Origin of the sequence: Kibdelosporangium phytohabitans (genome assembly GCF_001302585.1) — a bacterium.
Classification (GTDB): Bacteria; Actinomycetota; Actinomycetes; order Mycobacteriales; family Pseudonocardiaceae; genus Kibdelosporangium; species Kibdelosporangium phytohabitans.
The window spans coordinates 10,437,458-10,452,194 of record NZ_CP012752.1; the positions used below are offsets into that span (position 1 = coordinate 10,437,458).

The 14,737-nt window shown below is 65.2% G+C and carries 6 protein-coding genes; 2 read left to right on the forward strand and 4 right to left on the reverse strand.

What is annotated here, in order from left to right:
- The first annotated feature begins 14 nt into the window (after window positions 1-14).
- Window positions 15-440 (forward strand): very short patch repair endonuclease, encoded by a 426-nt coding sequence (locus AOZ06_RS46655; protein WP_054295246.1) that lies wholly within the window; start codon window positions 15-17, stop codon window positions 438-440.
- 38 nt (window positions 441-478) lie between these two features.
- On the opposite strand, the gene AOZ06_RS46660 is transcribed toward AOZ06_RS46655, so the two are convergent.
- Genes AOZ06_RS46660 through AOZ06_RS46675 form a run of 4 tightly spaced genes read right to left on the reverse strand, consistent with a single transcriptional unit; the run spans window position 479 to window position 12,223 of the window.
- Window positions 479-2,377: a DUF1998 domain-containing protein gene (locus tag AOZ06_RS46660; protein WP_335338335.1), complete on the reverse strand. Its 1,899-nt coding sequence runs from the start codon at window positions 2,375-2,377 to the stop codon at window positions 479-481.
- The gene (locus AOZ06_RS46665; RefSeq protein WP_054295248.1) at window positions 2,293-5,526 is read right to left on the reverse strand and encodes a helicase-related protein; all 3,234 of its coding nucleotides are present in this window, start codon (window positions 5,524-5,526) and stop codon (window positions 2,293-2,295) included. The genes AOZ06_RS46660 and AOZ06_RS46665 overlap by 85 nt, the downstream gene beginning before the upstream one ends.
- Window positions 5,523-7,442 carry an ATP-dependent helicase gene (locus tag AOZ06_RS46670; RefSeq protein WP_054295249.1) on the reverse strand — a complete coding sequence of 640 codons (1,920 nt, stop codon included), beginning with the start codon at window positions 7,440-7,442 and terminating at the stop codon, window positions 5,523-5,525. The genes AOZ06_RS46665 and AOZ06_RS46670 overlap by 4 nt, the downstream gene beginning before the upstream one ends.
- The gene (locus tag AOZ06_RS46675) at window positions 7,439-12,223 is read right to left on the reverse strand and encodes a DEAD/DEAH box helicase (RefSeq protein WP_054295250.1); all 4,785 of its coding nucleotides are present in this window, start codon (window positions 12,221-12,223) and stop codon (window positions 7,439-7,441) included. Before AOZ06_RS46675 ends, AOZ06_RS46670 begins: the two co-directional genes overlap by 4 nt.
- A gap of 376 nt (window positions 12,224-12,599) precedes the next feature.
- On the opposite strand from AOZ06_RS46675, the gene AOZ06_RS46680 reads away from it, so the two are divergent.
- Window positions 12,600-14,693, forward strand: a complete 2,094-nt coding sequence (locus AOZ06_RS46680) for a helix-turn-helix domain-containing protein (RefSeq protein WP_054295251.1) — start codon at window positions 12,600-12,602, stop codon at window positions 14,691-14,693.
- The last annotated feature ends 44 nt before the right edge of the window (window positions 14,694-14,737 follow it).

Consider the following 14,737-nt stretch of genomic DNA (forward strand, 5'->3'; position numbering starts at 1 on the left):
CGAAGGCTGCGACAATGACCGCCGTGACGCCTCTCGAGACTGCACCCAGCGTCAGCAAGAGGATGAGCAAGCAGAAGTCGCGGAACACCCAGGTCGAGGTCGAGCTGCGAAAAGCGCTGTTCGCCGCCGGGCTGCGCTACCGCATTCACGTTCGCCCGATCCCAGGTGTGCGACGGGAGGCTGACATCGTCTTCCGATCCGCCCGCGTCGCGGTCTTCGTGGACGGCTGCTTCTGGCACGGCTGCCCCCAGCACGCGACGTGGCCGAAGAACAACGCCGCGTTCTGGCGTACGAAGATCGAGACGAACCGCCGACGCGACACCGACACAGATGCGAGGCTGGACGAAGCAGGCTGGCTGTCCGTGCGTGTCTGGGAACACGAGCCTGTGCGAGCCGCAGCGGAACGTGTCCGAGAGATCGTCCAGGTCAGGCGGGCCTAGAAGATGCCGACTCCACATCGAGGCGGACAACCGGCGAGTCACAGACAGGCACGGAAGTAGCCCGGTACGTCGCCAGACGGTGTGCCGATGAGCATCGCACGGTCCATGAAGCTGTTGTTGTTCTCGCAGCTGGTCTCCGGAAGCAGGACGCAGGCGTGACATGCGGCGAGGTTCACGCTGTCCACCCCGCTCGCTGCCGATTCCACGCACAAGGGGTCGTTCGAACACCATGATGCCCTCGCCAACGCCGAATTCAGCGTCGATGCCAGCCGTTGCGGCTCACCTTGGGCCACAATGCCACCAAGAGACCCTGCGGAATCACTGGTCGCCGTGTAGATGAGGACCCCGGCCATCTCCTCACTCGCGTAGAGACGCTCACGCAGCGCCGACACCGGGTATCCGCCGTCCAGGCTCCACTCGTCCATCAGCACGTGCGCCAGCGTGTGCAACAGAACGAATCGCGGCGACACGTACGACTCCACAGGCGCCCCTTTTCCGTGCGAGGTCGACGCCGCCCGCTGTTCGAGCAATGCGAGATGATTGCGGCGGAGCTGTTCACTGCGGGCGATGACCGCAGGGTCGGTTTCCCATGCATGCAACCGGTCAGCGTCCAGGCTGATGAATACCCCTTCCCCGTTGACTTCGACAGCGGGCAACCAGTCGGCCTCAGCGGACAGCCACAGTTTCGCGTGACGCTGCCCCGACTCGGATTCAAGGGGTGCCACTCCCCGCATGAAAGCCTGCAGTGCGCGAACTTCCCGCAATCGTTTGACCAGCATGCATCCATCGATGCCGAACTGCCGAACTGCCGAACGATCACCCGTAGGGGGCTCACAGACGAACGACTGCCAACCAGACGCGTGTTTCTCCGGATTGCCGCGGACGAGGCTCTCGTATTCCTCCTGACGCAACACATCGTGTGTGTCAGCCGGAGACGGTTGCTTCGGAGCCTCAGTCGAGATGGCCAACGCTCGCGCGACCACGTCCTCCAGCGTCACCTTGATCGGACGCAACAGGGCAGAACGACTGCTGAAGTGCCAACGCACTGCCTCTTCCGGCGCGCCGATCATACGTTCGCGCTCCAGCAGCGCATCGATGCCTTCGCTCCAGGGTGGGATCGACAAGGCACTGCGCATGACGGGATGCCAAATGGAGGACGATCCTCGCTGCATGGCTCGCGGCTGCTGCGAACAAGGTTCCGCTGCCGCTTCCTTCAACCACGGCCTTCGCCCGCCACAACGGATCCCCAGTTCCTTGAGCGTTTTCGCACGGAACGCTCCTTCCATCGAGACTGCGGACACACCGCAGTCGCAACTCACGATGACCGAACGCAACGAGGCGGTGTTGCCGTCGATCCGCAACGTCAGCGTTCCTCCGCACAGCCCGGAAGCTGTGTTCTGACCGCGGTGCACCCATTTCCAGTACGGGAAGTCCTCGATGTGTCCGTCATCGCAGGCAAGGACGAACCGGGATGGGACGAGATCCTCGTCACACTCGCCACACCTCGCCCTTCCCGCCAGGCTGCCGAACCGGAAGAACGGCTGCAACACGCAACAACCCGGACACGAGTAGAACTCGGGGAAACGGCGGACACGGACACCGTCGACGCCTTCGTCCGTGTCGGGTGTGGGCGGGAGGCGGAAGGATTTCACGCCGAGCACCTGCGCAAGCCTACGTTCGAAGACTTCCGGCGCGGCGCTCGTGTCCCACGAGTCCAGACCGGAGACTATGAACGACTCGTTGTCGACAGCGATCAACGCTCCGACGCCGTAGGTCGTGATCAACTGGGAACGGCGGACAACGCCCAGTTTGCGCAGACGTGGTGCGAGGCGAAGGCGTGCTGGAGGTGGTGTCATGACTGTGACCTGCCCCGGTTGTTGTCGAGGAAGAGAGCCGACTCGGCATCGACGTCGCGGAGGCTCCACAGGGTGTCCCATGCCTCGGTATCGTCGCTGCCACCGAACCCGCGCAACAGGGCAGGCTTGCCGCTGCCCTGGGCGTCATACACGAGGTTCGGGTTGTCTTGTGCTTGGGCACGCCAGAAGATGATGAACTCGTCGAAACAGCGAGCCGTCGCATCCGATTCGTCCGGGTCGACGGAACGGACACGGGCGAGCACCAATTGGCGGATGGTCGAATCGATCTCGTCCACGAACGACTCGACTCTGGCCGCGGACTCGTTGGCGGCAGCGTCGGCAATCGTGAGCCGGGTCAACGCCACGATGATCGCATGCAGACCGCGGTCGCGTGCACGCGCGGAGAAAGGTGTGACGCTGGTCGACTCGACGTCTCGGTAGAGCGCTGCGTGGAAGCCGGGAAAGTTCTCGTAGTGCGAACGGTCTCGTGATCGAGCACCGTTGAACATGACCGCGATCAATCCCGGATGACGCCTGCCGACCCGGCTCGTGGCCTGGATGTACTCGGCCGTCGTCTGAGGTTGTCCCATGACAGCCATCAGTCCGAGGCGGTCGATGTCGACGCCCACTGAGATCATGTTGGTGGCCAGCAGGACATCGAGTGCATCACGATCAGGCAACGCACACTTGAGCTGCTTGAGGTGCGCCGGGATGGCGCTCGAATCGGCTCGACTGCTGAGCTCGATCAGCGAAGGTGCCGAGCGCGCGGGCCCTGCTCCGTCCCGCTTGGCCAGCAGTTCGAGGCGTCCCTGCACGTCGTCCAAGACCTGCAACTCCGCAGCGGACAACAGACGAAGGCTGTTGAAGTACCCGACGAGCGTCCAATAGGCGTCCCGCACCTCGGGCTCGGCGTCGGCACGAGCCGCGGCATGGAGCAAAGCAGCGTAGGTCCGGACGAGCAAGGTCGCCTGACTGGTCGAAGGCGTGAGCAGCCCGACATACCGACGAGTCGCCTTCTCGTGGCGTGGGGCCTCGACAGCGAACCAGGAGTCCCTCGCGTCGAGACCGGCAGGTGGGAACTGCGCGAACTTCCGGTCGAAGAGGGCTGCGACCTGATCGGACGCACGCCGGATCGTCGCAGTCGAAGCCACGACCTTCGGCTTGTCTGCCAGCATGTCGACGGCGGTCTCATAGAGGCCGGTCAGCGTACCGAGCGGTCCCGAGATCAGGTGCAACTCGTCCTGGACGATGAGCGCCGGGTTCGCGACTCCGCGCTGTATGTCCTCGTTGAACAGCGCAGTCGTCTCAGGTCGCCACGGCAGTGAGGCGAACTTGTCGACCGTGGCGATGACCAGTGTCGGATGGGCATGGTAGACGGCTTCGTCCACCAGGTGCACCGGCAAACCCTGGTGGTTGTTGAAGTCGCAGGCCGGATTCGGGCAACGCACGAGCATTCGGCAGAGGTCCTGCCGGACTTCGTAATCGTGAACACCGAGCGCCTCGCCGCACCATGGGCAGGTGTGCAGTTGAACGGGGTTCTCGCTCTGCAGTGCCTTCTGCGGGCTCGACCTCAGCTCGTCTAGCCTACGCTGCGCTCGGTCGAGCCGGTTCGGCGTCGCCGACATGCCGACCCACATGCCGATCGACACCGGGTCAGTCCCCAGTTCGTTTTCGTGTTCCCTGCGAAGACACTCCATTGCGCAGATCAACGAGCTCGCCCGTTCGAACTGTTGGAGCGTCAGCAGACGCAAGGTGTATCGCATCAGCACGGTCACCCCTCCACCTTCCACACCGTCACGCAGGCGGCGGAAGAAGACGGTGAACGCGACCAGACCCAGGTAGGCCTCTGTCTTGCCACCTCCGGTAGGGAACCAGAGCAGGTCGGCGATGTCACGATCCGGATGCCCGGGCTGCACGATCCCCTCCAGGCACAGGAGCACGAACGCGAGTTGGAATGGGCGCCAGCGGCCGACTTCGGGGTTCGGAGTGCCCTTTCGGCCGTTCTCGATCCACACCGCGCGCCCGCGCTGAAGCGCCATGGCCTGGTTCGCCATACGGAAGGCCTCGAACGGTGCGACAAACTGAGGGTCCGCCAGCAGAGCTACACCACCTCGCATGCGGCTCAAGGCATGTCTGCACAGTTCGATCTGTTCGGCAGCAGGCTCGGCATGCTCCGTGTCCCGAAGCACCTCCGCTTCCTCGGCTCGGTCTTGGATCCAGACCTCGTACTGGTCGAGAAGGGCGGTCAGAGCGGCAACGACCTCGTCGGCGGTTCCGCGCCCCAGGAAATGCATGCTGAGTGCCTGGTTGTCGATCTGCGGATTCGAATCGGTGAGTAGCACTTCATGCGTGGGCATGAGTTCCGTGCGTACGACCGAGACCGCCGCGCGTCCCCCATTCGGCGCGTGGATGGGTGGAGGCACCCACTCCCACGCGGCGGAACAACCGTGACCGGTGGCAAACGTCGGTGCATGTCTGTACAACAGCCTGCTCAACGCGTGTTCGGCATCGACGGCGCCGGAGGTCGTTCGTCGCTCGACAAACGGGCACGCACTCTGGGGCCCTGTCACTTCCAATTCGGGCTGGAAGTAACAGTAAGCGTCCTGCAAGTCGTACGCACTCGCGCGACGGACGTTGACCAGTGTCGCGGTCACAGTCACTGCGCCATCGGCTACCGCCGGCCTGACGAGAACTCGGAGTTGCAGTCCCGACTCGTGCACGACGTGCACATGCATACCAGGCGATGTCACGTCGATGGACACGGTCTCGCACCGCAACGGCACACGTCGCCAGCGCTCGCGTTGTTGCTCGACGCTGCGAGCCTCGCTGCGGCGGGGCTCGATCGGCTCGCCGTTGTCATCCTCCGGGAGGTAGATCGCGGTCTGTACACGCGCGTGGACAGTGCCTGCGACCGTCGGGTCGACACCGAAGGTCAGCCCGATCGACGATGGCTTGCGGCGGTTGGCGAGCGCAACTCCGAGATCACCCGTCTCCTGTTCCGCGTCGTCACCCCGGACGACGTCGGGCGGCTTGTCCACTCCGTCTTCCGCGGCGACCAGTCCCGGATCGTCGGACTGCGGAAAGAGCACACCTATGGGATAGGCAGTGATCGGCGCGTCCGTGGCCAGGATCTCGCACTCTCCGGCCTGCGGGCCGACGAGGTCGGCCCGCAGAGTCGTGTGCAGGGCATTCCGCAGCGCGTAGTGCGATGCGTATCCGGAGTCACTCACAGCGCCTTGTCTCCTTCAGGGACAGTCTCGGAGTGAGACCAGTCGAACCGACCCAGCCCAAACAGCCGCGGGGCCAGCCACATACCTCGACCACCCAGGCCATGGCGGTCGGTCACCGCCTTCCGGTCCGAAACTGTCTCGACGCACTCGATCCGCAGGCCGGTGACGAGATAAGGCCATCGCTGAACCCGGAAGGACGCCGACTGCTTCAACAGCCGCCACAGATCGTTGCGGAAACGCTCCGACACCTGACCGATCAGCCTGCCCTCATGGAAAATTCCGTACTGCGGTGTCTGGACCGCCGACATCGGCATGTCGTGCAGCCTCCGCAGTACGACTGCGTCACCGGGACGAACAAGCTCAACAAGATACCGCTGTGTGTCAACAGGATCTGCAACGGACATGCCGACGCCGGCAGGCGCCTCGTGGCACACGTCGAATTCCCGGGCCTCGACACCCGAGCGCATCCATCGATCGCGGGCGCCCACGTACCACCGGTCGACCGGCATCGGCAAGCGGTTCGCCTTACGGATCATCCGCCTGTCCGGGCAGGCGAAGCGGTAGACGTCGTCACGTGCGCGCGTCATCGCCACGTACAGCAGGCGCGCTTCGGCCGCATCGTCATCCTGACGCTTTCCCGCAGTGGTCACCCCTGTGAAACCCGCGATCAACACGCGGTCGAACTCCAGCCCCTTGGCGCGATGCGCTGTCGACAGGGTCAGCGGGTGCTCCGGGGCGACCGTGAGCTCGTCCGGGAGGCGTTCCTCGGCCACGGCTGTGCGCAGAACCTCGAGATCCAACTGGTTGCGGGCCTTGCCCGCCACCGAACGCAAGCCACGCCAGACCTGTCGGACGTCAGCCCCGTCCGGTACGTCCAGCCCCATGAAGAACTCTTCGAAGCGCTCCTGCGTCAGCGAAACGGCATCCGTGCGGGCGAACAACCCGGCCAACCACGCGGGTGCGGCTCCCGAACGGGGCGACCGCTGAATGCGATGGGGAATGCACGCCTCGTTCAGCTGTTGCGACAACAACAAGACTTGTCCGTTGTCGCGGCACAGAATCGCAGTCGTGCCGACGAAGTTCTGCAAGGAGTCCCGGACGAACGCGCTGTCGAGCCCACCGAAGTCAGGTGCGTTCGACAGCGCGGACCACAGCAGTCGGCGACTGGCTGCTGCTTTCGCCGCCGACGTCTCGGTGTCTTCGGACATCCGCTGCAGCTGTGCGCTGTACTTCAGCGCTGTGCGCGCCTCGGCGGTGCGTGCTCGGAAGTTGTCGACCAGATGGAATTCGTCAAGCTCCTCACCATAGGACGCACGTATCCAATCGAGGAACCAGTTCGCTTCCGCCACCCGCTGATCGGGATCCGCCACCTGGAATCCGTAGATCGACTGCGCGAGGTCGCCGACCACCGTGAAGCCCGCGTCCGGATACCGGTCCAGCAAAGCCTCGATCATCTCGCGTCGCACGCCGACGAGGTCCTGGACCTCGTCGACGATCACATGCCGCGGCTCGCTCGCTGCCGTCTCGATGTCGCCGTGTTCGACGGCCTCCGCAGCCAGCCTGATCCGTTCGTCGAACCCGTACCCGGCCAACTGCTCGGCGGTGTAACCGCCTTCCCGGAGAAGCGACCACGCCCATCCGTCGAATGTCCGGACATGTGTCCGTCTGCCTGGCGGAGCGGCGTCCTGAGCCCGCTGCCGCAGAGCTCTCGACGCGGCACGGGAGAAGGTCAACACGACGATCTCGTCGACCTGGAGCCCTTCCTTGCTCAGCAGATGCGAGACGCGGTGGTACAACGTCGTCGTCTTGCCCGCGCCCGGTCCCGCCGTGACGAGCACCTTGGCGTTCCAGGATTTCGTCACGACTGCCTGCTGTGTCGGGGTGAGTTCGAAATCCCCCCCGTCGCGGAACGTCACCGCTGCTCCTTCTGCCAGAGGTACTCGAACCCTGTGAAGGCGAGGTCCCGGTCGTAGTTCGCGATGTTGTCGCGGACATCGAGGATGAGACAGGTGTCCTTGCCGCCGTTGCGGCTGCCCCGCAGACCGCGGCCGATCATCTGCTGGTAGTCGTTCGGGCTGTACACGGGACGTGCGATGACGACTGCGCGGATCGCCGGTGCGTCGAACCCCTGCGACAGAACGCCGTAGTTCGTGAGAACCCGAATCGCCCCTCTGCGGAACGCTTCGATGCGCTGACGCCGCTCCGGCAACGGTGTCGCCGAGTCGATGGCAGCCGACCGGACACCCTTGTCGCCGAGTTTGGCAGCCAAGTACTTGGCGTGACCGACGGACGTCGCGAACACGAGAACCGGCCAGTCGTCGGGCAGTGCGACGATCTCCTCGATGAGGAGCTTGTTGCGCGCCTCGTCCTCGGCCAGGCGCTGCTCCGCGCTCTTGGGAAGGAAACCTTTGACGTCACCGAGTTCCTCGGTCTCGAGGCGGATGTCGGCACCGACGAGCTCGCGGTGTTCGACACGGGCGAGCACACCGAGTTCCTGCAAGTGCGGAATCGGCTCGTCGCCGGGGAACACCCCCTTGTCGAGACGGCGGTCCCCGAATCGCTGTACGAGTCGCCGCGTGCGGTCCGCGTCATTGCGGAACGGCGTAGCACTCAACCCGATGAGGTGCCTGGAGGTTTCGCGGTGCGTGAGCCCGAGACGCTCGAGCAACTCGGTGTACTGGGGAGCGATCGCCACGTGCGCCTCGTCGATGAAAACCAAGGCCGCTTCGCGCAACCACGCATACTCATCCGTCCCGAGACACACCCGCAGCTTGGCGTCGGTCGCCACGACCAGATGCGGGCGTCCGGTGACGGGAGTCGCGGAGTTCGTGGTCCACAGCCGGTCGATGACCAGTGACTGTTCCGGTCCCACCTTCTCCCACACGAACTTCCAGGACTGCACAGCCTGGTCGCACAGCTCGCTGGTCTGCGCGACCCACAGGATGGGGCCGTCGGGCAAGCCTGACTCGCGAATCCAGCGGATCGCGCCCTCCGAGGCGACGCGCGTCTTACCCGCGGCGGTCGGCAGACTCAGCATCGCCCGCTGCGGGCCGGGAGTCCGCAACAAACCGGTGAGTCTGGCCGCGATCTCCTCCTGGTAGCCGTGCAGCCGCGGGAACTCGACCGGCCCCACAGCCTCCTCCCGCATCGGGGGGGCCGGGATGCGGACACCTGCGAACGCGTCGGGGAAGCCGAGGTCGGTCACGAATCGCAGTGCGGCAGATCCACCGTCGAAACTCGCGGGCGCCGTGTCGAACCTGGCGCCGATGTCCTTGGCGTGCACACGCAGCACTCCGTCGTCGTGGGCGTGGTAAGCAAGCTGAGCGAGTCTGGCCGTATCCGGCTCGACACCGGTTTCCGCCACCTCGCTCGCCACGAGACCCGCAGGCAGTCCGTTCCTGAGGTTCTCATCGCCGACCAACAACGCGATCTTCTCGATCAGGCTCTCACTGTCCCGGACTGCGGCGAGGCGGGCTTGCAGCTCACTGTCCTGCTGCCCGCGCCGTTGGGCCTCGATCAGCGTTCGACAGCCCTGTACACCGAGGTTCCAACCGAACTCCTGATCAAGCAGAACGAGCGCGTCCTCGGCCGACAGACTGTCGAGCATGTGAACGGTGTCGTCCTGCCGCGCGCTCGTCAACGACTTCGTCCGGGTTCCCTGCGGGGTCCGGACGACCTCCTCCAGTTCGCTGCACCACTGCACCGACAGTTTCTGCACCATCCACGCCCCCAGCCGCATTCGCAGCGGCGGGTACTCGTCGGCCACCGGTACCGCAGGCCTGCTGGGAACATGCCACAGGCGCCTCTGCACGACGTCCGAGACGCGCCGCATGCCCAGCTCGCGGATCATGAACTCCGCCCGGGCGGTGTCGTCCGGCGAGTCCACGAGCAGCACAGGATGGTTCTCGCGTACCAATTCGTGGTACTCGTCTTCGTCGAAGGCCACCGCGACCTCACCGCGGGGCCGAAGCTCCCAGCGTTTGCCGACCCGGCAGCGGACCTCGTCCACGTCCTCGACCAGGTTCCGTGCGTGCCCGACCAGCAGCGCGTACATCCGGCCGACGAACGCGTCGTCGGTGCTGTCCTTCACCCGATCCAACAAGGCGGCCCAATGGCGGCGCTCGACATCCTCGACGCGCGTGGCAAGTCCCAACCGCTCAGCCTTGGTCGCACTGATACCGGCCACAGGCAACGCCGAACGGAGCGCATCGAGTTGGGGACCGACGGCGTCCAGTACCGGTACCAGCCCCAGCGATGTCGTGACTTTGCCATCGCGCAGCACCAACCAGCGGACGGGAGACGGCACACGCGTGCGGGTGCTGACCGACTTGCCGATTTGACGAGTCCAGAACTGGACCAGGCCGTCGTCGGGCATCGCGTTCAGGAACGCCGCCTTGCCCTCGTCGGACAGACCGACGAAGACGTGCAGCGAGCCGATGAGCGGTGGGCCGGAGAGCTGGACGGTCTGTAGCTGGACGCGGCTGGCCGTGGCGTTCAGCTCGCGGCAGTACTCACTGTGTACCCAGTGGTGATAGTCCTGGTACCACCCGGAGTTTTCCTTAGGACGGTGGCCGGACGTCGGGCGATCGCTCATCCCGAGGTGACGCAGTACCGCCAGATCGTCGACGTGGAATCGGACATCGACGGTGAAGGCGGCGTCCCGCGAACCGTCCTCCGGCACGACGGGTCCTGGCAGGAAGCAGTCGGCAGCAGCGCGGAACGTCCCAGCCGTGGTCTTGACTCGCAGCCTGCCGGGAAGATTCGGCAGCTTGTCGGCAATGGCCTCCGCCTGCTCGATGCCTCCCGCCGCGCGTTCGAGCTCCCAGAACCGCACCCACGCTTCGTCGGTATACCCGAGGAAACCCTGCTCGAGCACGCTGTGGAACCGCCCGTACGCATCCGCGTCACGAATGCCGATCCGGTCGAGGGCAGCGGTCAGTCCCGGGTCATCGGAAATCCGGCGGTGAACGTAGACAAGGTCGTCGGCCAGGCCGTCGTCCCCGTTGCGCCGGAACACACGGCCGGCCGCAGCGGGCACGAAGCCATGCCGCTCGGTCAGCACGACCCTGGCTTCGCGCGCTTCGTCGGCGACCCTCCGAGGGATCTTCTGGACATCAGCCAGATCGAGCAGATGCGCCACGATGCGGATCGCCGCGGCAGATGCCTCCGCGGATCCGTCTTCAACCAGAGCTTCGAGCCACGCGGCCAGGCTCTCCGGCTCGATTCCGGCCTCGGCGAGCGCGTGATTCATCTTGCCCCGCCGCCCCCGTCCGCTGGCATCCACCGAACGATGAACCCAGTTCCGCGGACGGCCCGGATACTCGGCCCACGACGCCACTGCGGTGTCGGGCAAGCCCTCCGGATGGATGTGGAGGTCACCCGGCACCCGCAACACACCGTCCTGGTCGGGCAGCGACGGTCTGACTGCCGCAAGCTTCCAGATCCGACCGGTCAGGTACTCGCAAGCCCAGTTCGGCGACTCCTTGGTCCGTCCGGGGAGAGCCGGCAGATACGCCGCCGGATCCACCGGGACGACCAATGCGGGCAAGCTGTCGACCACCAGCTCTGCGGCGACGTCGAGCAGCTCTGTGTTGAGGTCGCTGCCGTCGAGCAGGTTCTGCCGATCCTCGTTCGTCTTCCACGCCGCGTTGATCACTCCGCGCAGAGTGGTTGCGTTCTTGGTGGGGAAGTAGGCCCAGAACTCACCGCGCTCATGTGGCAACGAAAACTGTCCCGGCTCGTTCTTGCTCTCCGTGTACTCCGGCACAGCCCAGGACACGTCGATCGCGACGCGGTCGTGCAACTCACCCGCACCTCGACGGACCTTCTCGGTGACCTCGTGCGGAGCGACGAAGACCCGATACCGTTCGACCTCCGCCTTGGCACCGGCGCACGACTCACGGATGGTGTGGCGCGCACCGTCGTGCTCCACCGTGATCTCCCGACGGACGACCGGCATGTTGCGTCGGTCTTCGAGCACGACGGTGCCGACGTGACGTGAGAAGAGCTGGAACAGGCGTGGAAACGAGATCAGATCCCTGCCGAGCTTCTCGGCCGCGCCCGGCACCAGCGGCAGCCGCACGACAGTCGCGAATCCGCTGCTCCGCAGCTCGTCCAGAACGCGATCGACAGCCCGCTCGTGATGCTCGTCGAGTGGCTTGGCAAGTCGCAGGACCGGTACACGGCCCACCGACTCCAGCGGATCCAGGTCACGTCGCGCGCGCTCCCCGTTCACCGCATCGAGGATCTGGGCAGCCGACCAGTCGGCGTCGAACCCGAACGAACCCGTGTCGCTGAAGAACTGCGGGGTGTCGGTCACCGACAACACCGACTTGACGCCCACCCCGAACCGGCCGATCTCGCCACTCCGCTTGCGGGAGACACCCATGCGCAGGATGACTTCCGCGCCCTGCGCCGAGATGGGTGAGCCGTCGTTCGCGCAGTACATGCAGTCGTCTACCAGGACGACGTGGATCCTGCCTCCCTCATGCTCGGGCGCTCGCTGCTCGTCGGAACCGTTCTGCACGAGTTCCCAGACCTGGCGGGTGTTGTACCCGCCCTGGTGAATGCGGCGTTCCGCGTTCGCGTCCTCCTCGATTCGCTCGGGATCGAGCGCATACGTCCTCAGTGCTGTCTTCGTGAGCTCGACGATCCGGCGCAGGACAGCACCCACTGCGCCGACCGCATGTTCGATCATGGTCGGTTGACTCCTCACCGAGACGACCCCTTGAGACTCGAGGACCCGTCTGCGAAACCTTGGACGTCTTCTTCAAGCAAGCACGACACACCCACCTGTGCACAGCGCGTCGGAGCGACGAGCCATTGTGCAGGTACGGCAAAATGAGGCCTCGGTGGGCCGTGCCTTGTTCAGTTGTGACCGTGTGGGCTGCGACGTGCCTCCCGGTGGGAGCTGTGACTGTCGGACTGTTGCGATACGGTACGCCATCACAGGGATAGGCCGACCGAACTGAAGTCAACCGTAGATTGACACAATCCCGCTGTCAAATAAGCCTGGTAGACTGCCTGACGGCCCCCTGGGTGCCACACGTACGACGGGAAGGCGTCAACAGGCGATGACCTCACAGGGAGAGAAGTTCGGCCCCTGGCTCGGCAGGCAGCTGCGTCGGGCGGGGAAATCGCAGGCGCAACTCGCAAGCCATCTGGGCCTCACTCGCGCAGCCGTGTCGGCTTGGATCACGGACCGGGCCGAACCGCGCGCCGAGACGAAACGCCAGATAGCCGAGTTCCTCGGCGTCGACGAGGCGTCGATCCACAACCGGACCTCCGACGCGGTCACCACCCTGCCACTCCGATGGCATCACCGGCCCGCTCACTCCGACGGAGGACGCGAGTACGGGAACGCAGCCGCGTTCGCCTTCGACGCCGACCTCTCCGTCCTGGCGCGCGAGGCGACGCAGAACTCGCTCGACGAGCGTCACGACACCGAAGGGCCTGTCCGTGTCCACTTCACGCTGCACGAGCTTAGCGGTGAGCACCTCGACCAATTCCTGACTACCTTGAAGTGGCCGGCACTGCGCGTCCACTACGACGCTGCAGCCTCTGCGAGCCAGAAAGTGTCGCGCAGTCTCCGTGCGGCACTCGACGACCTGGACGACACCCGATCACTGCTGTTGCTCAGAGTCGACGACTACAACGCCGCGGGCCTGACCGGTCCCGAATACGACGACGGCAGATACGCCGCCGTCGTGCGACGTCAACTCGACAGCCACAAGAAGTCGAGCAAGCGCGCAGGCGGTTCGTACGGTCTCGGCAAGGTCACTCTTTGGGCAACCAGCCGCTTCGGACTCGTGCTGATGAACTCGACACTGTCCGAACCACACGAAGGCCGCACCGAACGCCGCCTCATCGGCAGAATCGACCTTCCTTGGCGCAGGGTCGAGGACAAGGCGTACGCGGGGCCGGCGTGGTTCGGCGAGCCCGACACGACACCCAGCCACAAGGACGTCTCCCGGTCGTGGTGGGCGGCGGAGGAGACGGTTCGCAGCCTCTACCTGGAACGCCCCTCCTCGGATCCGGGCACCTCCTTTCTCATCGTCGGCGCGCACGACGCGTCCGGCGATGCCAAGACACTGTCCGAGATGCACGAGAAACTGGTGCGATCCCTTGCCGACGGGTTCTGGGCAGCCATGATCGGTGGCAAGCGCGCCGGTGCGATCCTCGAGGCACGAGTCACGACCTTGCGCAACGGGAACGTTCTCGTTCCGGAGGAACGCGTCGATCCCCACACCCGCCATCCCGCGCTGAGCCGTGCGCTCAAGGCGTACCTGGACAACGAGACCGTGGCGAAGCGAACCGAGGGTGATCAAGTCGCGCACACCGAAGTACCGTTGTTCGTAACGCCGCTCAAGGGCGAAGATTCCAAAAACGGCAAAGGTGTCGAGCACCGAGCGGTTCTGCTGCTCACCAGATCCGAGGACGAGGACCGTGCCAATCGTGTCGTGTGCATGCGCGGCAACCGCATGGCCGTTCTGGAGCGACGTCCCACTGAGCTGCCGCTCGGCGCAGACCGGTTCCAAGCTGTTCTGCTTGCCGGATACGCCACCCAGAATGATGGCAAGGACACCGAACTGGCCGAGCAGTTCCTCCGTGCGTCCGAGCCCCCCGAGCACGATCGCTGGGACCGGACCGAAGAGCTGACCTCCCTGTACCAACGGGGTGCGCTCTCCCGCATCACCGAGTTCAAAAGAGAGATCGACAACGCGGTTCGGGAACTCGTCGGCAGGCGGGAGATCGACCGCAGCGGCGGTCCCGCCGCGCTCCGGGAGCTGTTGAAGCTGGACGGGCCGGGCACCTCCGGCTCGAGGAGAACCCAGGGCATCCCCGCAGTGCGCAGCATCAGTGCCCACGTCGAAAAATCCGGCGCCTGGTACGTGCGTGTCGATCTCAAGCTGCCCGATGCCGAAGATCCATGGCTGCTGACCCCGGTGGCGAAATTCGCCGTCCGGTCCGGCGGCCGCCCGGTGGTGGACTGGGCGTTGCTGACAGCAGCCGAAAACTGCCGCGTCGACAAAGGGCGCATCGTCGTCGACGCGGGCGTGCGTTCCGCAGCGTTCACCGGTGTCACCGACCCGAACACCCACCCGGTTCCGAGCACACATTCGCGTCTCGTCGTCGACGTCCAAAAGGCTCGAGGGGGTGCGGCGTGAAGCCGGTTTTCCCGTACCCGACCCTTTTCGGTGACGTCCTGCTC